15 protein-coding genes and 1 pseudogene are annotated in these 19,985 nt (G+C 72.6%); 9 read left to right on the forward strand and 7 right to left on the reverse strand.

Going from position 1 to position 19,985, the window contains the following annotated elements:
* Positions 1-232 precede the first annotated feature (232 nt).
* Complete coding sequence (locus H4687_RS42525) at positions 233-1,150, forward strand: alpha/beta hydrolase family esterase (protein WP_225966983.1); 918 nt, start codon at positions 233-235, stop codon at positions 1,148-1,150.
* Positions 1,151-1,392: 242 nt separating this feature from the next.
* Complete coding sequence (locus H4687_RS42530) at positions 1,393-2,379, forward strand: threonine ammonia-lyase (protein WP_046915317.1); 987 nt, start codon at positions 1,393-1,395, stop codon at positions 2,377-2,379.
* 81 nt (positions 2,380-2,460) lie between these two features.
* On the opposite strand, the gene H4687_RS42535 is transcribed toward H4687_RS42530, so the two are convergent.
* Entirely contained in the window at positions 2,461-3,591 is a 1,131-nt protein-coding gene (locus H4687_RS42535) for a GH12 family glycosyl hydrolase domain-containing protein (RefSeq protein ID WP_046915316.1), read from the reverse strand.
* Positions 3,592-4,382: 791 nt separating this feature from the next.
* On the opposite strand from H4687_RS42535, the gene H4687_RS42540 reads away from it, so the two are divergent.
* Complete coding sequence (locus H4687_RS42540) at positions 4,383-4,946, forward strand: MBL fold metallo-hydrolase (protein ID WP_046915315.1); 564 nt, start codon at positions 4,383-4,385, stop codon at positions 4,944-4,946.
* Between the two features lie 136 nt (positions 4,947-5,082).
* Positions 5,083-7,533 (forward strand): SpoIIE family protein phosphatase, encoded by a 2,451-nt coding sequence (locus tag H4687_RS42545; protein WP_046915314.1) that lies wholly within the window; start codon positions 5,083-5,085, stop codon positions 7,531-7,533.
* 104 nt (positions 7,534-7,637) lie between these two features.
* Here H4687_RS42545 and H4687_RS42550 read toward each other — a convergent pair whose 3' ends face one another.
* Positions 7,638-8,408, reverse strand: coding sequence for an SDR family NAD(P)-dependent oxidoreductase (locus H4687_RS42550; RefSeq protein WP_046915313.1), 771 nt, complete (start codon positions 8,406-8,408; stop codon positions 7,638-7,640).
* A 256-nt stretch (positions 8,409-8,664) separates the two neighbouring features.
* Between H4687_RS42550 and H4687_RS42555 the strand changes: the two are divergent.
* Together H4687_RS42555 and H4687_RS42560 are read left to right on the forward strand one after the other, a co-directional pair.
* Positions 8,665-9,108: pseudogene (locus H4687_RS42555) on the forward strand (reductase); the annotation flags it as partial.
* Positions 9,109-9,299: 191 nt separating this feature from the next.
* Positions 9,300-10,487 carry an MFS transporter gene (locus H4687_RS42560; protein WP_046913585.1) on the forward strand — a complete coding sequence of 396 codons (1,188 nt, stop codon included), beginning with the start codon at positions 9,300-9,302 and terminating at the stop codon, positions 10,485-10,487.
* A gap of 139 nt (positions 10,488-10,626) precedes the next feature.
* On the opposite strand, the gene H4687_RS42565 is transcribed toward H4687_RS42560, so the two are convergent.
* Together H4687_RS42565 and H4687_RS42570 are read right to left on the reverse strand one after the other, a co-directional pair.
* Positions 10,627-11,250: a TetR/AcrR family transcriptional regulator gene (locus tag H4687_RS42565; RefSeq protein ID WP_046913586.1), complete on the reverse strand. Its 624-nt coding sequence runs from the start codon at positions 11,248-11,250 to the stop codon at positions 10,627-10,629.
* Positions 11,251-11,325: 75 nt separating this feature from the next.
* On the reverse strand, positions 11,326-12,471 hold the full coding sequence (locus H4687_RS42570) for an epoxide hydrolase family protein (RefSeq protein ID WP_046913587.1): 1,146 nt from the start codon (positions 12,469-12,471) through the stop codon (positions 11,326-11,328).
* A 63-nt stretch (positions 12,472-12,534) separates the two neighbouring features.
* Here H4687_RS42570 and H4687_RS42575 point away from each other — a divergent pair, with 63 nt between their 5' ends.
* On the forward strand, positions 12,535-13,530 hold the full coding sequence (locus tag H4687_RS42575) for a helix-turn-helix transcriptional regulator (protein WP_046913588.1): 996 nt from the start codon (positions 12,535-12,537) through the stop codon (positions 13,528-13,530).
* Positions 13,531-13,594: 64 nt separating this feature from the next.
* On the opposite strand, the gene H4687_RS42580 is transcribed toward H4687_RS42575, so the two are convergent.
* From H4687_RS42580 to H4687_RS42590, 3 genes are all read right to left on the reverse strand, one after another.
* Positions 13,595-14,584, reverse strand: coding sequence for an HpcH/HpaI aldolase/citrate lyase family protein (locus tag H4687_RS42580; protein WP_050398594.1), 990 nt, complete (start codon positions 14,582-14,584; stop codon positions 13,595-13,597).
* Positions 14,574-15,791, reverse strand: coding sequence for a CaiB/BaiF CoA transferase family protein (locus H4687_RS42585; protein WP_046913590.1), 1,218 nt, complete (start codon positions 15,789-15,791; stop codon positions 14,574-14,576). Before H4687_RS42585 ends, H4687_RS42580 begins: the two co-directional genes overlap by 11 nt.
* A 188-nt stretch (positions 15,792-15,979) precedes the next feature.
* A complete protein-coding gene (locus tag H4687_RS42590) occupies positions 15,980-16,906 on the reverse strand; it encodes a LysR family transcriptional regulator (protein WP_046913591.1) in 927 nt (308 codons plus the stop codon).
* A 178-nt stretch (positions 16,907-17,084) separates the two neighbouring features.
* Here H4687_RS42590 and H4687_RS42595 point away from each other — a divergent pair, with 178 nt between their 5' ends.
* Together H4687_RS42595 and H4687_RS42600 are read left to right on the forward strand one after the other, a co-directional pair.
* Positions 17,085-18,473: a CitMHS family transporter gene (locus tag H4687_RS42595; protein WP_046913592.1), complete on the forward strand. Its 1,389-nt coding sequence runs from the start codon at positions 17,085-17,087 to the stop codon at positions 18,471-18,473.
* 94 nt (positions 18,474-18,567) lie between these two features.
* On the forward strand, positions 18,568-19,962 hold the full coding sequence (locus H4687_RS42600) for a prolyl oligopeptidase family serine peptidase (RefSeq protein WP_046913593.1): 1,395 nt from the start codon (positions 18,568-18,570) through the stop codon (positions 19,960-19,962).
* Positions 19,963-19,985: the final 23 nt, after the last annotated feature.

Genomic DNA, 19,985 nt, shown 5'->3' on the forward strand with positions numbered 1-19,985 from the left:
CTTTCGCCGAGTTCCGAAGGCTCCCATGCCTGGTCCACGCCAACTCCGGTGTCAGTCGCGGCCGTCGGAACCGGTGGAACGCCGTGTGTTGACATGTTCGCCTGCCTCTCTATAGTCCGGGACTACCTGGCGACCGGGTGGAGTTCGATCGTGAACGTGGCCGAATCTTGCGTTACGGCTGGGTGTCAGGTGCACGACATTCATGGGATCGGGTTGCCGGAAAGGGAGTCACATGATCACGAGGACCAGAACCCTCTTATGGCCCGCTATCGTCGCGCTGCTCGTCCTGGCCCTGGGGGGCACGACGCTCGCGGCCTCGGGCACGGCCGTCGCCTCCGGGCGTGCCCCCGCCGCCACGACCCCCGGCTGCGGCAAGGCGCCCGCGCTGACGAGCGGTACGCACACGATCCAGAGCGGCGGCAAGAACCGGAGCTTCATCCTGCGCGTCCCGGACGGCTATGACCGCAACCGTGCCTACCGGCTGGTGTTCGGTTTCCACTGGCTGGGCGGCACCTCCACCGACGTGTCCACGGGCCGCACCGTGGAGACGGGCACCTGGGCCTACTACGGGCTCCAGCGGCTGGCCAACAACAGTGCCGTCTTCGTCGCACCCCAGGGCCTCAACAACGGCTGGGGCAACGCGGGCGGCGAGGACATCACCTTCGTCGACGACATGATCCGGCGGCTCGACGCGAGTCTGTGCATCGACACGACCCAGCGCTTCGCTCTGGGATTCAGCTACGGCGCCGCCATGTCGTACTCGCTCGCATGCTCGCGGGCGACGGTCTTCCGCGCGGTCGCCGTCCAGAGCGGCGGGCAGCTCAGCGGCTGCAGCGGCGGTACGCAGCCCATCGCCTACTTCGGGGTGCACGGGCTGCGGGACAACGTCCTCGGAATCTCCGGTGGCCGGTCGATGCGGGACAGGTTCGTCAGGAACAACGGCTGCACCCCCCAGAACCCGCCCGAGCCGGCGCAGGGCAGCCTGTCGCACCGGGTCACCACCTACTCCGGGTGCTCGGCCGGGCACCCGGTCGCCTGGGCGGCGTTCGACGCGGGACACATCGCGGCTCCCCAGGACGGAGCCACCGGCGACAGCGGCTCCAGGACCTGGCTGCCGGCCGAGGTGTGGCGGTTCTTCAACCAGGTGTAGCACGCCTGGAACTCCGTCGTGCCGCACGGAACCTCGGCCGTCCGGGCAGGGCCGGCCCGTGGCGGGGCGGCTGACAGTGCAAGCGGTTCACCCCGGCGGTTGCACCGCCGGGGTGCTGCCGTGCCCGCGCCCGCGGCGTACCGCGCGCCGGCGGGACGGGACCTGCCGGTCACCTCGACCGGCAGGCGGAAAGCGGCAGTTGCCCGATGGCGGGGCGCCGTCGGGCACTACGCTGCCGTGTCGTGCAGGAGACACGTCTCGACATCGCCCGGATCAGGGCTGCCCGCCAGGTCATCGACCCGGTCTTCCTCGACACCCCGCTCTACCGCTGCGAGGCCTTGGAGCCCCACCTCGGATGCGCGGTGAGCGTCAAGCTCGAAACCGCGAACCCGGTGCGCAGCTTCAAGGGCCGCGGCACCGAGGTCGTCGCGACCCGGCTCGCCGGCGGTGGTCATGGCCCGCGAGCCGTGGTGTGCGCCAGCGCGGGCAATCTCGGCCAGGCCCTCGCCTGGTCCGGTCGCGGCCGGGGCCTCGAAGTGACCGTCGTGGCCTCCCGCTTCGCGACCGTGGCCAAGCTCGACCGGATCCGCGCGCTGGGCGCCCGGCTCGAACTGGTCGACGGCGACCACGAGTCGGCCCGGGAGCGGGCGGCGGCCGTCGCCCGCCGCGAGGGCATCAGGCTGGTCGAGGACAGCCTGGACATCGAGACCTGCGAGGGCGCGGCGACCATCGGCCTGGAACTGGTCGACACCGCACCGGAGTTCGACACGGTTCTGCTCGCTCTCGGCGGCGGGGCGCTCGCCACCGGCGTGGGGCATGTGCTCAAGACCCTGGCACCCGAGGTCGAGGTGATCTGCGTCCAGCCGCTGGGCGCACCGGCGATGACGCACTCGTGGCATCAGCGGCGGGTCGTCACCACCGACGCGACCGACACGATCGCCGACGGGGTCGCCGGCCGGTACCCCCTCCCGGAAGTCCTGAACGACCTCCTCCTGGTCGCCGACGACGCCGTCCTGGTCCGGGAGGCGTCGATCATCGCCGGTGTGCGGTTGCTCCACGACCACGCCGGCCTCGTCGTCGAACCGGCGGCCGCGCTCGGTATCGCGGCGGTCCTCGAAGACCATGACCGCTTCGCCGGCCGTCACGTCGTCACGGTCGTGTGCGGCGGCAACGTCGACAGGGACGCTCATCACCGCTGGATCGGTGCGGTTCCCCCTCGCGGTCCCTGACGGCCGAGGGGCCCTGGTCGGCGCACCACGTCGTCAACCGGTGCCGGGCGCCCGTGCGGCGCCCGGCACCGGTCGCGCGCGTCACGCCCGGGTGCAGGCGGTCCCGTTGAGGCTGAACCCGCCCGGCGCGGTGAAGGCGCCGCTGTAGGTGCCCTGGAAGCCGAACGTCTGGCTTCCACCGGGGGAGATGCTCGCGTTGTGCGCCAGGGCGCTCGCCGTGACCGATCCCGAGGACGGGGAGAGGGAGGCGTTCCAGGCGCTGGTGACGCTCTGACCGGAGGGCAGGGCGAAGGCGAGGCGCCAGGCGTCGACGGGTGCGGAACCGGTGTTGGCGACGGTGACGTTCGCGGTGAAGCCGCCCTGCCACACGTTCGTGGTGTACGCCACCTGGCAGGCGGCGCCGCCGGGACCACCGGGGCCACCGCCACCGGTGTTGACGCTGGACGAGAACGAGTTCACGGTCAGCCCCGTACCGTTCTGCCAGGGCTCGAAGCCGGCCTGGACGCTCGTCAGATACCAGTTGTTCTGCGCCAGTCCGCGGGCCACGGCCTGGCGGACGAAGTCCATCACGTCGAAGCTCCAGCCGGTGATCGCCGACGGGGCCACGAAGGACAGCACGTCGTTGGTGCCGTTGCCGCCCGACCACACCTGCCAGGAGCGTCCGCCCACGGTGGCCGTGCCGACCTGCGAGCCGATGGGCTGGATCGGGCCCACCTTGTTGAACCAGATCATGATCTCGGTCCGGTTCACACCGTCGGTACGGGGCGTCGGGTCCAGCCAGATGTCGTACGAGGCGTTGTAGACGGCGTCGCCGACGTAGCCGTACGAGATGCTGCTCGGCGCGCTGGAGATGTTCGACAGCTGGGCCGGGAGGCTGGTTCCCGGGGAGCAGTTGGTGTAGTGGCAGCCGTTGAACACGGACGGGTAGGACTTGGGCGCGCCGTTGGTGGGGACGGAACCGTCGGCCCGGCCGAGCCGGAAGCCGGTGTCGGTGGCGGTGACGCACTGGGGGTCGTTGGTGCCCCAGCGGTTGTTCTGGACGACATAGCGCCCCTGGACGACGGTCGAGCCGAACTGTTCGCAGACGGTCGTGTCGGCCTGGGCGGGTGGCGTGGCGGCGAAGAGTGCCGCGATGGTCGCGAGCGCGGTGAGGAGCGCGCCCAGCGCGCCGCGCACGGAACGCGACAGAGGTGGATACGGCGACGGTCGCATGGGGGCCTCTTTCGGAGGTACGGCCGGGAGGTGGGGGGTGGTGCCAGGCGCTCCCTGCATCCTCCGCCTTGGGAGCGCTCCCATTTCCGTTCTGCCTTGGACTGTAGAAGCGCGAGCATGCCCCTGACAACCCTGCTGCGGTGACCGCGGCGCCGTGCGGAACGGGGGCCCGGCGCGATGCGGGACGGCGCCGGAGCGTCGTCCACAGCCCGCGCGGCGCCCGTCCGGCACACCGCCCACGATCTGGCCCGCGGCCCCGGCCTGTGCCGGACGTCCGGTCATGCGCCGCGGCTCTGTGTTGGCGGTGCTCGCGTGGATGTCGGCGGTCCGCGGTCCGCTTGTCGTGGTCGACGTCTAGCCCGACCGGCGCTGTTCGCCACCCTGCGCGCGGCGCGGCAAACGCCGGCGTCCGCCGCACAGGGCTGAGCGGACGGTCCCGGGTCGTCGCGGCGACTTCGGGCGGGCCGGGGGAGAAGGCTTCGGACGGGCAGAGGGAGAGGACCGGACCCACACCCACACCCACACCCTCGGCCGCTGACCGCTGACCGCTGACCGCTGACCGCTGACCGCTGACCGCTGACCGCTGACCGCCGTCCGCCGTCCGCCGTCCGCCAGTCGTCCGAGCCGGGCACGGTCACCAACCCGCGCCGCCCTACCTCGGGCGCACCGATCACCGGCTCCCGGGCGTGATCACCGGCTTCCGGGCGCCGGGTGCCCCATGGCAGGATCCCAGGACCCGCACACCACGGCCCGCGCGGCCGGCACTCCAGGCCACACCGGAGGAACCCGTCATGACCGCCTCGTTCCACGTCCTGACCACCGGCTACGCCGACACACGGGTGGCGGGCACCGTCACCCTGCTCGTCGACGGAGCGACCGTCGCGGTCGTCGATCCCGGGATGGTCGCGGACCGCCGGCTCATCCTCGACCCGCTGACGGACCACGGGCTGACCCCCGAGGACGTCACCGACGTGGTCTTCAGCCACCACCACCCGGACCACACACTGAACGCGGCCCTGTTCCCCGAGGCCCGCTTCCACGACCACATGGCCGTCTACCGCGACGACATCTGGGAGGACCGGGACGCCGACGGCTACCGGCTCTCCTCGTCGATCACGCTGATGACCACCCCGGGCCACACCGACGAGGACGTCAGCACCCTGGTGACCGCGGCGGAGGGCCTGGTGGTCCTGACCCATCTCTGGTGGACCGCCGAGGGACCGGCCGACGACCCCTTCGCGCCCGACCGCGACCGGCTCCGGGCGGCCAGGGAGAAGGTCCTGGCCCTGAGCCCGGCCCTGATCATCCCGGGTCACGGGGCCCCCTTCGTGCCGTCGGCCTCGACTCCTCTCTGAGCCCGCCGCACGCGCGGGCCCGTCCGGGGCCGGTTGAGCGGGCCGGGCCGCAGCGGGATGCTGGAGTCAGCGCCCCGCGAGGGGCGACCCAACGCCCGTGCCCGGGCGACGCAGGGGACGAGGTCGGTACACGCCCATGGACAACGAGCCCGACACCACCACAGCGGTACCCGACGACTTCGCGGTGGTCATCGACGCCCGCGGTGCCGTCATGGTGTGGAGCGCGGGAGCCGGACGGCTCCTCGGGTACGGGCCCGAGGACGTGGTGGGCCGGCCCGCCTCGGCCCTGCTCGCCGGAACGCTGCCCTTCGCGACCCGGCGCCACCTGGCCGCCGCCGAGTCGTGGACGAGCGATCTGGCGCTGCGCGGGCGCGACGGGGACCGCGTCACCGTGCGGCTCCGGGGCACCCCGCTGACCGACACGGGCGACAGCACGTACTGGGTCCTCACGCCGGCGGTGGTGACCCATGCCTCCGGACCGACGGATGTGGCATCCGCGCAGCTGTGGGACCTCACGCTGGCACAGCTCCCGCTGCCCGTGGCCATCTACGACAGCGAGGCGCGGTTCGTCACCTGCAACCAGGTCATGACCCAGGCCATGGGGCTGAAACCCGACGAGATGCGGGGGCGGACCCTGTGGGAGATCTACCCCGCCCCGCCCCTGGACGAGATCGACCGCCTGCAGCACCAGGTGGTGCGCACCGGCGAGATGGTCTTCCGCGAGGAGCAGCCCTTTCGAGCCTCGGGCGAGGTCCGCGATCACGCGTGGTCCGTGTTCCTCTCCCCGCTGAAGGACCCGGCCGGCGGGGTGCTGGGGGTGTCCGCGCTGGTCATCGACATCACGGAGCAGTACTGGGCCCGGCGCCGACTGGCGGTGCTGAACGACGCCAGCGTGCGCATCGGCAGCACCCTCGACGTGACCCGCACGGCCGAGGAACTGGCCGAGGTCGCGGTGACGGGGTTCGCCGACTTCGCCACCGTCGACCTGCTGGAGTCCGTAGTCCAGGGGCATGAGCCGCAACCGGTGCCGCCCGACACGCCGGTCGTCTGCCGCCGCACCGCGCAACGGTCGGTGCTCGCGGGCTGCCCCGAGTCCGTGGTTCCCACGGGTGACACCGACGTCTACCCTTCCGGCTCACCCCCTGCGCAGGCCCTGATCACCGGGCGGGGGACCCAGTACCGCGCGGGCGACCCGCAGTTGCGCGCGTGGTCGACGGCCTCCCCGGCCCGGGCCGTGAGCATGCGCCGGTTCAAGATCCATTCGGTGCTGATGGTGCCCCTGCGCGCGCGGGGGGTCACGCTCGGCGTCATGCACCTCATGCGGCACCGGACCGCGGACGCCTTCGGCCCGGACGACCTGGTCCTCGCCGAGGAGATCGCCGCCAGGGCCGCGGTGAGCATCGACAACGCCCGCCGCTACACCCGTGAGCGCCGTACCGCGCTCACGCTCCAGCGCAGCCTGCTGCCCGAACGGCTGCCGGAGGTGGCCGCCGTGGACCTCGCCTACCGCTACCTGCCCGCCGGGCCCGGGGACGAGATCGGCGGGGACTGGTTCGACGTCATCGAGCTGTCGGGGGGACGCGTCGCGCTGGCCGTGGGCGACGTGGTGGGACATGGCGTGCGTGCCTCGGCCACGATGGGCCGACTGCGCTCCGCGGTACGGACCCTCGCCGACGCCGACTTCACGCCCGACGAGCTGCTCACCCGTCTGGACGACCTGGTCATCCGCCTCGACCGGGAGGAGGGCCCGGACGCGCGCGGGCAGGCGGAGGAGGCCTCGGGGGAGGTAGGGGCCACCTGCCTCTACGCTGTCTACGACCCCGTCGCCGGCCACTGCGACCTGGCTCGGGCGGGGCATCCGCCGCCCCTGCTGATGACGCCCGACGGCACGGTGCGGGTACTGGACCTGCCCGCCGGGCCTCCGCTCGGCCTCGGTGGACTGCCCTTCGAGGCCACCCGGATCGACATGGCCGAGGGCAGCGTGCTCGCTCTCTACACCGACGGTCTGATCGAGGCCCCGGGCCGTGACGTCGACGTCGGGCTGGACCTGCTGGGTGAGGCACTGCGCCACCCCGCCGCCGGCCTGGAGGAGACGTGCGAGGAGGTGATGCGCAAGGTGCGGCCCGACCCCCCGGCCGACGACATCGTCCTGCTCCTGGCCCGCACCTTCACCCTCGGCGCGGAGCAGGTGCGCACCTGGCAGCTGCCCGCCGATCCGGCCGCCGTCGCCGGAGCCCGCCGGTCGGCGAGCGAGCAGCTGACCGCCTGGGGACTGACCGAGCTGGAGTTCGCCACCGAGCTGATCGTCAGCGAACTGGTCACCAACGCCATCCGCTACGGCACCCCGCCCATCCAGCTGCGACTCGTCCGCGCCGACGCGCTCATCTGCGAGGTCTCCGACGGCAGCAGTACCGCCCCGCATCTGCGGCGGGCCCGGACCTTCGACGAGGGCGGACGCGGACTGCTCCTCGTCGCCCAGGTGGCCGAGCGCTGGGGCAGCCGTCACACGTCCGCGGGCAAGACGATCTGGGCCGAGCAGGCCCTGCCGGACGAGGCCGCCGGCGCGGGGGACCGCCGTCCGGCGTGAGCCCCTGAGGGCGCCGGCGGGACGCGCGGACACCCGTCGGCCTTCGTCCACGCCACCCCGCAACCGCGAGGGCTCCCGCCGCGTGTCGCGCCCCGGCGGGTCGTTCAGGGGGAGGCGAGCCTGCGGAGCACCGCGGCGGAGACGGATGCGGGCAGGGTGCGCAGTGTGCGGACCAACGCGGCCGTGGGCCAGGGGAAGTACGCCTGGGCCGGTTCGCGCTCCAGAGCGCGCACGACGTGCCGCGCGGCCCGCTCCCGACTGATCTGGAAGGGCTTCGGCAGGCCGTCCCCGCTGATGCGGTCGGTGGCGACGAACCCCGGGTGGATCGAGGTGAACCGGATGCCGCGGGGCGCCAGTTCGACGCGCGCCGCGTCGATCAGGGTGCGCGCGGCGGCCTTCGCCGCCGAGTACGGGCCCTGACGGGGGATGCCCATCAGCCCGGCGAGGGAGTTGGTGTGGGCGATCAGGCCGCCGTGCCGCTGGGAGCCCATCCGGTCGATCAGCGGGACGAGGTAGTTGACGACCGTGTCGTAGTTCAGCGCCATGATCCGGGCCACGTCCGCCACGCTCACCCGGTCCATGGACATGTCCGGTCCCTGGCCCGCGTTGAGCAGCGCCACGTCGATCGCCCCGAACTCCGCGACCCCGGCCGCGACCACCTCGGCCGCCGCCCGGGGATCGAGGGCGTCGGCGACGAGATCCAGGCAGGCGCTTCCCGCCGCCCGCACCTCCTCGGCCACGCGCGCCAGTTCGGGGGCGCGCCGTGCCGTGAGGACGAGGCGGTTGCCGTCACCGGCGAGTTGGCGTGCCACCTCGGCGCCGATGCCCGAAGAGGCGCCGACGATCAGAATCGTGCGGTCGGTGATGCGCGCCATGGTCCTCCTTCGCTGCGAGCGGGACCTTCACAGCACGTCCCGATGCCGGTCACCCTACGGGGGCGTCCCACGGCGCCGAACTCCGGCCGGTGGGGTGCGCGCGGGTGGCCCGGCCGTGCCGGACGACCGCTTCTTCCGGCCGCCGCAGACAGGGACGGTTCCCCTCCCTCACTGGTTCCCGCATCCGACTGTGTCACCCAACACAATCGCTCGACATTGTCAGTCGACAATGTCGGTCGTATGGTGGTGCCCGTCCGTGATCCCGGTCAGCGCGGGGACGGGGCTCGCGCCCTTCCGGGGCGCGGTCCTCGCCCGTCACCACGCGCGCTCCACCGGAACGCTGCTGTGCTACTTCGGCTGCGACCACCCGGACGTCGACTACCTGCACCGTGCGGAGTTCGAGGCGGCCGAGGCCGCCGGGGCCGTCAGCATGCGGCCCACCTTCTCCTGCGCCCCCGAGGACGGAGTCCGCTTCGTGCAGGACCGGATCAGGAGGGAGAGCGACGAGGTGCGGGCGGTGCTGGAAGCGGGCGGACGCGTCCACGTCTGCGGTGACGGCCGCCGGATGGCCCCGGCGGTGCGCGAGGCGTTCATGGCGATCCACCGCGAGCACACCGGCGCCGACGAAGCCGGGGCCACCGCGTGGCTGTCCGCCCTGACCGAGTCCGGCCACCACGTCGAGGACGTCTGGGCCGGCTGACCGAGCACGGCGGTGCGGCGACGACACAGCGCCGCACCCGCCTCCGGCGGGGCCTCGGACGTCCCCGCGTCCGAGGCCCGCTTCGAGAACCCCTCCCTCCCGCCCCGAACTCGTGAGGTTCGCATGTCTGTTGCACGCTCGGCGCTCCGCCGAGGACCGACCGTCCCGCCCGGACACCACCGGAGCGGACGGTGAACGCGCGAGGGGGCTCCGCCCTCACCCTCGACGTGGCGGTGGCACTCGTCGCCGGAGTGACCCTGGGCAACGGCGGAGCGAACGTGATGCCGATCTTCGTCGACGACTTCTCCTCGCGCTTCGCGTTGTCGGACGCCGGCGCGGGACTCGTCGCGGCGGCCCAACTGACGGCGACCGCGCTCGTGACCCTGCTGCTCGCCGGGCGAGCCGCGCGGCCGGGGCGTGTGCGGATGGCACGGCTGGGCCTGGCCGCAGCGGGGGCGGGCTTCGTGGGAGCACTGGTGGCTTCCGGACCGGTGGTCCTGATCCTGGCCAACCTCGTCGTCGGAGCCGGACTCGGGGCGGTCTACGCCTCGGCCACCGCGGCCCTCGCCGCGACCGACGACGCCGACAGGACCTCGGCGGTCGCCGTCTCCGGCACCGTCTGCGCCACGGCGCTGCTGCTCATGGGCGTCGCCGCCGCCAACCACGACGTGGGGGAGGGTACCGGCTTCCTGCTCATGGCCCTGGGCTGTCTGCTCGCCTGGCCGCTGCTGCGCGGACTCCCCGACGGTCCCGGGGCGTCCGGCGGTGGACCGCCCGCCGGGCCCGAGCCCGCTTCGGCGAGGCCGTCGCTGGTGCTGCTCGGCGGAACCGCCCTGTTGTGGTCCGTCACCCAGGGGGCATGGTCGTACACCTCCGTCCTGGGGCGCGAGCACACCGGAATGTCCCCCTCGCTCGTGTCGGCCGTCCTCGCGGCGGCCAGTGTGGTGGCGCTCGTCGGCGCGGTGGTGGGCCCACCCGCCGCCCGGTGCTTCGGGCGCATGCGGTCGATGGCGTTCTTCGTCACCCTCCAGGCCCTGGCGATGGCGGTCCTGATCGTCACGCACGACCCGGTGCTCTTCGTCGTCGCGGCCGTCCTCTGGCAGACCTGCCAACTGGCGGTCCTCGTCCAGATGCTGGCCGCCGCGGCGCTCATCGACGCGAGCGGACGGCTGGTGGCCTCGCTCAGCGGGGCGGGTGCGCTGGGCACGGGTGTCGGACCGCTGGCCGTCGGTGCCCTCCTCGACGGCGCCGGGGCGGGCGTCCTGGGCACCGTCCTCGCCGTCGGCACGTTCGTCGCCTCCGTGCCTCTGCTGCGGATGACGGTGGACGGCGCGAGGGCTTTCGGCGATCGCCGGCCCGCCCCTGCGGCCACGGTCTGATACGGCCACGGTCCGATACGGCCACGCACTGACCCGTCCGTGGTCGCACCACGGTCGCCGTCCCTGCCCGACGAGGGAGGACGGCGACCGTTTCGGCGTGCGGAGCCGCCGTGGAGGGGGCGGCTCCGGCCCTCGCCCGTCAGCTCGCCGGTACCGTGACGAGCTCCAGTCGCCCGCCCGCGAGGGCCACGACGGCCGAGACCAGCGCGGTCAGGCCGACGCGCTCGGCTTCCTCGTCGGGCAGGGCGAGGTGCTGCACGGACAGCCCGTCGAAACCGGCGAGGAAGAACCGCGCCAGGTTCTCCGCCGGCTGGGCCAGGTGGTGGCCGGTGCGTTCGGCCGCCTCGGTCACCAGCTTCGTCGTCGAGGCCGTCACCTCGGCGTAGTGGCTCTGGAGGGCCTCCTGCAGCCGGGGCGTCCGCAGGGCGAACATGGACAGCTCGGTGAGCAGCTGATGGGTGGTCGGCTGTTCGCGCAGGGTCTTCCACAGGGCGGCGGCGAGGCAGGCGATCGTCTCCTCGAAGCCGCCGTCCGACGGGGCTGCCTGCCGGACCTGGGTGATCAGGTCATGGGTGAGCTGCTCCATGACGGCGCGGTACAGATCCTCCTTCGTGCCGAAGGTGTAGTGCACGGTCGCCTGCGCCACCCCCAGCTCGGCGGCGATGGCACGGGTGCTCCCGGCGGCGACGCCCTCCCTGGTCATGAGGTCGATGGCGGCCTTGATCAACTGGGGGCGGCGCTCGGCCGCGGACACATGAGCCATACGTCCATCATATGACTCAGTCGAGCGATCAAGTCGGTCGGTTGCGACACTCCCGGCGGGCGGGTGCCGACCCGCTCAGGCCCCGAGGCCCCCGAAGAAGGTACGGACGTCGGTGACGAACGCCTCGGGCTGCTCCAGCGACAGGAAGTTGCCCCCGCGCTCCAGTTCGCTCCAGTGGGTGATGTTGTGGTCCCGCTCCGCGAAGCGGCGGATGGCGACATCCGTGCTCAGGGCCACGGCCACGCCGGTCGGGACGGTACCCCGCTCCTTCGGCGCCCAGGCGGCGGCGTCGTGGGACGTCTCGTAGTACAGGTTGGCCGAGGAGCCGGCCGTCCCGCTGAACCAGTAGACGCTCACGTTCGTCAGCAGGCGGTCACGGCCCACGGCGTCCTCGGGGAGTTCCGCGGCCGCGTCCGTCCACTCCTTGAACTTCTCCACGATCCAGGCGAGTTGACCGACCGGTGAGTCGTGCAGACCGTAGGAGAGGGTCTGCGGGCGGGTGGACTGGATGGCGTTGAAGCCCATCTTGTCCTGCTGGAATTCCTCCAGCCGCGCCAGCCGCTCCTGCTCCGCCGGGGTCAGCCCCTCGAACTCGGCAGGGTCCCCGGAGGGGAAGGTGATCAGGCCGTTGACGTGCACACCGACGACCCGGTCGGGTGCCTGCCGTCCGATCTCGCCGGCGATCCAGGCGCCACCGCCCGTCCCCTGGACCCCGTAGCTGCCGTACCCGAGCCGCCCCATCAGCTCGACGAACGCGCCCGCTATACGGCCCGTGTTCCAGCCGGCCTCGCCGAGCGGACCGGAGAACCCGGTGCCGGGCGTCGAGGCCACCACCACGTGGAAGTCCTCCGCCAGCGGCCGGACGACCTCCACGAACTGGACGAAGGAGCACGGCCAGTCGTGCAGCAGAAGCAGCGGTACGGCCGCAGGGTTCTGCGAACGGACGTGCAGGAAGTGGATGTTCTGCCCGTCGATCTCGGTGGTGAACTGGGGGAACTCGTTCAGCTCCGCCTCCGCCTCGCGCCAGTCGAAACCGTCCGCCCAGTACGCGGCCAGGCCCTTGAGGTAGTCCGTGGGCACCCCCCGGCTCCAGCCGGTGCCGGGGATCTCGCCGCCCCAGCGCGTACGGGCCAGCCGGTCGCGCAGGTCGTCCAGTTCCTCCTGCGGGACGTCGATGCGGTACGGGCGGATCCGGGCGTCGGTGCTGCTGCTGGTCTCCATGAGGAAAACACTATGCTCCATATAGGCACGCTCTCTTCCTAATGGCACCACAGGCTGGATTCCATGCCGGACACTTCCGCGCGCATGCTGCGTCTGCTCTCCCTGCTGCAGACCCGGCGAGCCTGGCCGGGATCCGAACTGGCCGAACGGCTCGGGGTGAGCGGCCGCACCGTGCGCAACGACATCGACCGCCTGCGCGAACTCGGTTATCCCGTGGACGCCACCCGCGGCGCGGCCGGCGGCTACCGGCTGGGCGCCGGAGCGGCGATGCCTCCGCTGCTCCTGGACGACGAGGAGGCCGTGGCGGTGACGATCGCGCTGCGCACCGCCACGCAGGGCGCCGTCCCCGGCACCGAGGAGACCGCGGTGCGGGCGCTGACCAAACTGGAGCAGGTGCTGCCGTCGCGGCTGCGCCGCCGGGTGCGGGCCCTGCAGACGTTCACGGTGGCGGTGCCGGCCGACCGGCCCGCCCCGGCCGTCTCCGCCGACGTGCTCACCACCTTGGTGTCCGCCTGCCGCGACCGGGAACGGCTGCGCTTCGACTACCTGGACCACGCGGGCTCTCCCACCAGGCGCCTCGTGGAGCCCTACCGCGCGGTCAACTGGGGACGGCGCTGGTATCTGGTGGCCTGGGACGTCGAGCGCGAGGACTGGCGTACGTTCCGGGTCGACCGGATGCGGCCACGGACCCCCACCGGACCGCGCTTCACACCGCGCGAACCGCCCGGCGGCGACATCACCGCGTACGTCTCCCTGCGGGTGTCCAGCGCCGCGTGGCGCCACCACGCGCGCGTGACCGTGCACGCCCCGGCCACGGCGGTGATCGAGCGGATCAACCCCGCGGTCGGCACGGTCCAGCCGCTCGACGCCGACACCTGCGTCCTGACCACCGGCGCCGACACGGTACAGACGCTCGCCGCCCACCTCGGCATGCTCGACTTCGACTTCGACGTCACCGAGCCCGTGGAACTCGTCGACCACCTGCGCCGGCTCGCCGACCGCTACGCCCGCTCGACACCCCGGCGCCCCCCTTCCCCGGACGACGGAGAGTGCGTCTGAATCCGGCCCGGTGGTGCCGGACGGGCGTCCCTCCTCCGGTCGCGGTTTCCCCGTGGCACTGCGGTCACACTCCGGTCACGGCGTCCGGATGGCCACCTGCAGGGGCCGTCGCGGCGTGGCGTTCGAGGACGAGGCGGGCCGTGACGGCCATGGCCTCGTCGACCATCTCGCCCTCGAACGTCACGGCGCCCCTCCCGTCCCTCTGCGCCGCTTCGACCGCCGCGACCAGCTCCGCGCAGCGCGCGAGTTCGGCGGGGCCGGGGGAGAACACCTCGTTGATCACCGGGACATGGGAGGGATGGATCGCCATCATGCCCTCGTAGCCGAGGGAGCGGTTCTGCTCGGCGAAGGCACGCAGGCCCGGCAGGTCACCGACGCGCGTCCACACCCCGCTGACCGGGCACGGGACTCCGGCCGCCCTGACGTCCAGCAGAACGCGGGAGCGCAGGGCCGTCGTCTCGGTTCCCTCGGGGCTCCAGCGGTAGCCGACGGCGCGTTCCACGTCACCGCCGGGCGCGCTGAGAGCGCCCAGGTAGGCGATGCGCGGGGCGGCTCGCGCGATGTCGTAGGCCTCGCGCAGGCCACGCGCCGTCTCCAGCAGCGGCACCAGGGCGACCTGTCCCGGCGGCAGTCCGTGTTCCCGTTCGCACCAGCCCAGCAGCCGGTCGGCGAGCCGCACGTCCTGGGCGGAGCGGACCTTGGGAAGGACGACGCCGGCGAGTCCGGGCCGTACGACCGCCCGCAACTCCTCGGCCCCCGCCCAGCCGTCCAGCGGGTTGACCCGCACGAACAGGGCCATCCGGTCCGCCTGGTCCGCCGGCGTGGCGGCGGCCCGTGCGACGGCCTCGGACACCTCGGCACGTGCGCGGAGCCTGTGCGCGGCGGGTACCGCGTCCTCCAGGTCCAGGACGGCGGCATCGGCGCCCGCCGCCCGTGCCTTGGGCAGCCAGTCCGTTCGGGTGCCGGGGACGAAGAGCAGGGAGCGCAGCGGGGGACGGCCGGCCACTCCCGCGCCGGCCCCGGCAGGAGCCCGCGGGGACACCTCAGATGACATCGTTCTTCTCCAGGTCGGCCAGTTCGTCCTCGCCGAGCCCGAGCCATGTCCCGTAGACCAGGCGGTTGTCCTGTCCGAGGGCGGGGCCCGTCCGCCAGATCCGGCCGGGGCGTCGGCGGAAGTGGGGGAGCGCCGCCTGCATACGCACCGGGCCGAGGTCGGGGTCGTCGACGGTGACGATGTCCTCGCGTTCGGCGTACACGGGGTCGGTCGCGATGTCCGCCGCGTCGAACACCCGCGATGCCACGACCTCGGTACGGGCGAACTCCTCCAGACACGCGCCGCTGTCGCGCCGCGCCACCCAGTTCCGCAGGCCCTCGTCCAACTGCTCGCGGCGGTCGTACTGTTGCCGGGCCGTGGTGAACTCCTCCTCGGGGAGTCCCAGCAGGCGGGCGATGTTGCGGACCGAGCGCAGCGTCGCGGAGGTCACCGTGATCCACTCGCCGTCGCGGGAGCGGTAGGTGTTGATCACGGCTCCGGGTGCGACGGCCAACCGGTTGCCGGAGCGTGCGGGGACCTGGCCCAACTGGTCGTGGACGATGACCTGCCACTCGACCAGACGGAACAGGGACTCGAAGAGGGCGAGGTCGATCCACTCGCCGTCGAAGCCGGGGTCGTGGTCGCGGCGGTGGAGGGCGGCGAGGACGGCGTAGGCACCCATCAGGCCCGTCACGGCGTCACCGTGCGAGAAGCCGGTGTGGACGGGCGGGCCGTCGGGGAAGCCGGTCAGATGGACGACTCCGCTGCGCGCCTCACCGACCTTGCCGAAGCCGGGGGCGTCCGCCTGCGAGGAGGTGGCGCCGAAGCCGGAGATCTGCAGCAGCACGGCCCGGGGGTTGAGCCGGTGCACGGAGTCCCAGTCGAGCCCCCAGTCCCGCAGGCGTCCGGCGCGCAGGGTGACGATGACGACGTCCGCCCAGGCGACGAGCCGGTGGGCGACGCGCCGACCGGGCTCGCGGTGCAGATCGAGGGTGACCGAGCGCTTGTTGCGGCCGGCGACCTTGAACCACAGGGGCACGCCGTCGCGTCGGGGCCCCATGCCGCGGGCCGCGTCCCCGGCGCCGGGGGGTTCCACGTGCACGACGTCGGCCCCCTGGTCGGCGAGCATCGAGCCCGCCAGCGGGCCGGCCACCACATGGGCGAACTCGACCACCTTGAGCCCGCGCAACTGTCCGCTTCCCGTGGGGTTCCGCTCCTCGTCCGACACCGATCGCGCTCCCTCGCCCGTGCGGTTCGCGTAGGCCACCGACCGAGTCGCCCCGCATGGGGTGCGGCACGGGCGTCGCCGTCCGGGTCCTCAGAGTGCCGGAGTCGGTAAATGCCTGTCGAGCAACAGAAGGCCATGAATCCATGCGGAAAACGCATCAATCGATCGAACGAAGGCCGGCCGTCGACTCAGGCCCAGGAGACCCCGGGTGGGAGGGGGTCCCGGCGGAGGCGGAACTCCTCCAGCGTCTCCAGGAACCGTTCCGTCACCGCCGGGAGCGTGCGCCGCGCGCGCAGCGCGATGTCCAGCCGCCGGTCCACCACGGGGTCCACCAGCGGACGGCAGACCACGGGCCCGGCACCCATCAGCGGCAGCACGAGCGCCGGCATGGCCGAGACGCCGAGGCCGGCGGTCACCAGTCCGCCCACGGTCGCGATGCTGCCCGCCTCGGCCGCCGGCGCCGCGTGCGCGTCGATCTGGGCGAACGCCGCGTCGGTGAGCCGCCGCACGCTCGAGTCGCGTCCCACGGCCAGGAACGGCTGCCGGGCCAGATCGTCCCAGGTGATCTCGTGGCGGTCGGCGAGCGGGTGGCCCTCCGGCAGCACCGCGACGAAGCGGTCCCTGACCAGGGGGCGGTGCTCCAACTGTTCCGGAGGGTTCCCGACGGTGGTGAGCGCGAAGTCGGCGTCGCCGGACAGGACCCGTTCCAACACCCGGCGCTCCAGGCCGTCCAGGAGGCGTACCGCGACCTGGGGCCGGCGCTCGCGGAAGGCGGAGATCACCCGGGGCAGCAGCACGGCGGCGACCGAGGGGAGGGTGGCCACGGCGACCGTTCCCGACTCCCCGAGCAGGTAGCGCCTGAGCTCCTGCATGCCCGCGCGATGAGCGGTGACGATCTGCTCGGCGACCCGCAGGGCCTCCACGCCCGCCGCGGTCAACTGCACGTTGCGGGTGTCGCGTTCCAGGAGCTGGACACCGAGCTGCCGCTCCAGATCCGCGACCGCGCGACTGAGCGAGGACTGCGACACGTGCATCTCCGCGGCCGCCGCGGTGAAGCTCGCGGCCCGGGCGACGGCGGTGTACGCCGCCAGTTGACGCAGGGTGGGGGCCTCCATGGCCGACGAGCATAGGACGTGCCCCCAGCATTGATGCGCTTATCGCATGGACAGATCTCGGTTTGATGCTGGACACCGCTTCCCCGGTGCTCCGAAACTCTCGCGTAACACCTCGGCCCGCCTCCGCCCGCCCAGCACACCGCCGCCGAGGGCCGTCCCCGAGAAAGGGAGCGCCGCCATGCTGGCAGCCCTGGGCTTCGCCACGATCGCCGTCCTGCTGTTGCTCACCATGACCAGACGCGCCTCGGTCCTGGTGGCCCTGATCCTGCTGCCGGTGTCGGCGGCGCTCATCGGCGGCTTCGCGGGCGAACTGGGCGAGTTGACACTGCAAGGACTGTCCAGGGTGGCCCCCACCGGCATCATGATCGCCTTCGCCGTCCTGTACTTCAGTCTGATGGTGGACGCAGGGCTCTTCGACCCGCTCATCCGGGGTCTGTTGCGCGTGGCACGCGGCGACCCCTTACGGATCACCGTCGCCACGGCCGTGCTCACCCTGTGCGTGGCCCTGGACGGAGACGGTGCCTCCACCTTCCTCATCACGGTCTCCGCACTGCTCCCGGTCTACCGAAGACTCGGCATGGACCCCCTGGTGCTGTCGGGGGTGGTCTGTCTGGGCGCGGGCGTGATGAACATGGTTCCCTGGGGCGGTCCCACCGTACGGGCCATGGCGGCGCTGAAGCTGGACAGTTCCGAGGTCTTCACCCCCGTGCTGCCCGCGATGGGCTTCGGCGTCGCCTGGGTGCTGCTGGCCTCCTTCCTGCTCGGCCGCCGCGAACGCAGACGCCTGGCCGCGCTGTCCCCGTCCGGCTCCGCCCCGGACGGCGGTGGGAGCGAGGACGAGCGGGGCGACCTCGAACCCACCGCCGCGAAGACGGCCGACGGGGAGCGCCACGTCCTGTCGTCGCCCGGCGACGGGCCCGGCACCGTCCGGGTCCCGCCGCTGCCGCGGACCTGGCTGACCGTCTTCAACCTCGTCCTCACCCTCGCCCTCCTGGTCTGTCTGGTCCGGGAGGTCCTGCCGCTGCCGGTGCTGTTCGTCCTCGGGTTCGCGATCGCGCTGCCAGCCAACCATCCCACCTGGGAACAGCAACAGGCGCTGCTCGACCAGCACGCCAGGAGCGTGGTCCTGGTCACCACGATGATCTTCGCGGCCGGTGTCCTCACCGGCATCCTCACCGGCACCGGCATGATCGACGAGATGGCGGAGGCACTCGTCTCCGTCGTCCCCGACTCCTTCGGTGCGCACCTGCCCGTCGTGGTGGCCGTCACCGGTATGCCGCTCAGCCTGGTCTTCACCCCGGACGCCTACTACTTCGGGGTGCTGCCCGTCCTCGCCGAGACCGCGAACGGGTTCGGCACGGACCCGGCCGAGGTCGCCAGGGCCGCCGTCCTCGGCCAGATGACCACGGGGTTCCCGCTCAGTCCGCTCACCGCGTCCACGTTCATCCTGGTCGGCATGAGCGGTGTGTCGCTCGGCGACCACCAGCGCTTCATCTTCCGCTGGGCCTTCGCCACCACCCTGGTCATGACCGCCGGAGCCCTGCTGACCGGCGCGATCCCCCTGTGACCCGTCGACATGCCACGCCCTTACGGGAGTTCGGAGCAGCGCCACACGTTCAGGCACCTGATCCGGGTGCCCCCGCCGACCGAGACGAGGACGCATGAGAAGGATCAGCAGACGCACGGTGCTCGCGGGCACCGCGGGCGCGGTCGTCGCACCGGCCGTGAGCACGGCACCCGCGGCGGCCGACGACACCCCGGCCGTCACGGCGGAAGGACGACGGCCGGCGCCCGGACGACCCGAAGTCCTGCGGACCGACCTGGTCACCCGGGTGACACCGAGGAACAACTGGCTGGTCACGGCCGTCGCCCTCCAGTACGCCCATCGCATCGACCTCGGCGGTACGGTGATCCCGCCCTCGGCCTTCCAGGTGACGGCCACCGTGGGCGGACGGACAGCGGCCCGTACGGTGCTGCGGGTCTACTCCCACACCGCCGCCGACGTGGACCACCGGTCCCGCCCGGGGCGGCCGGGCGACCGCCTGATCCTGGAACTGGACCCGAACGACCCCAACGCGCGGGCGGCGGCCACCGACCCTCTTCCGCTCGACCGTGCCTACTCGGTCCGACAGATGGCGGACGTGCACACCCCGCAGGGCGAACCGGTGCTCAGGGCCGGCCCGTTCGCGAGCCGGAACGACGGCGTCATCACTCCCGTGGTCGACGACTTCGCCGCGGGTTCCTTCACCGACTCGACGGGTTTCGAACTCGACTTCCGGCTGTACCGGCCCGCCCGCTTCGTACGGAACCCGCGGGCGCGCACCCGGTACCCGCTCGTCGTCACCCTGCACGGCGGCGGTGAGGTGGCCGACAACAACATGACCCAGCTGACCTCCAACCGGATCGCGGTCACCTTCGCGGAGCCGGAACGACAGCGCCGCGACCCCGCGTTCGTCCTCTCGCCGCAGATCCCCCTGCCACGGCCCATGGACGGGCCCGACGGCACGGACTGGACCGACGCCAGGGTGCAGGCCGCACTGATCGAACTCGTCGACACCTTCGTGAGCGAGCACTCCCGCAACGTCGACACGGACCGCCTCTACGTTGTCGGCCTCTCCTCGGGCGGGCGCGGCATCTACAGCCTGCTGGCGAAGCGGCCCGACCTGTTCGCGGCGGCTCTGCCCACGGCCGGGTGGGGCGAGACGGCGGCCATGGAGAGGATCACGCACATCCCGATCTGGGCCGACCACTCCGTCGACGACCCGGTCGTCCCCTATCGCGAGGGCCGGTTCGGCAGGCCCGGCACCTGGACACTGATGAACGCGCTGGAGACCGCCGGCGCACCGGTCACCCGCGGGGAGTGGGCCAACGACCTGCCGAAGGCGGAGTTCGAAGCCCGGTCCCGGGAACTCCTGCGGCAGGCCCGCGCCACGCGCAGCCACGTCCTGTTCACGAGCTACCCGCCCGGCACGACACCCGTGAACCCCCACCTCGCCTGGGCCCAGACCTACGAGAACGACGTGGTCATCGACTGGTTGTTCGCCCAGACCCGCTAGCGGCGGCGCCGGTCGCTCTCCCG

Source organism: Streptomyces stelliscabiei, from assembly GCF_014873495.1.
GTDB classification, from domain to species: Bacteria; Actinomycetota; Actinomycetes; order Streptomycetales; family Streptomycetaceae; genus Streptomyces; species Streptomyces bottropensis.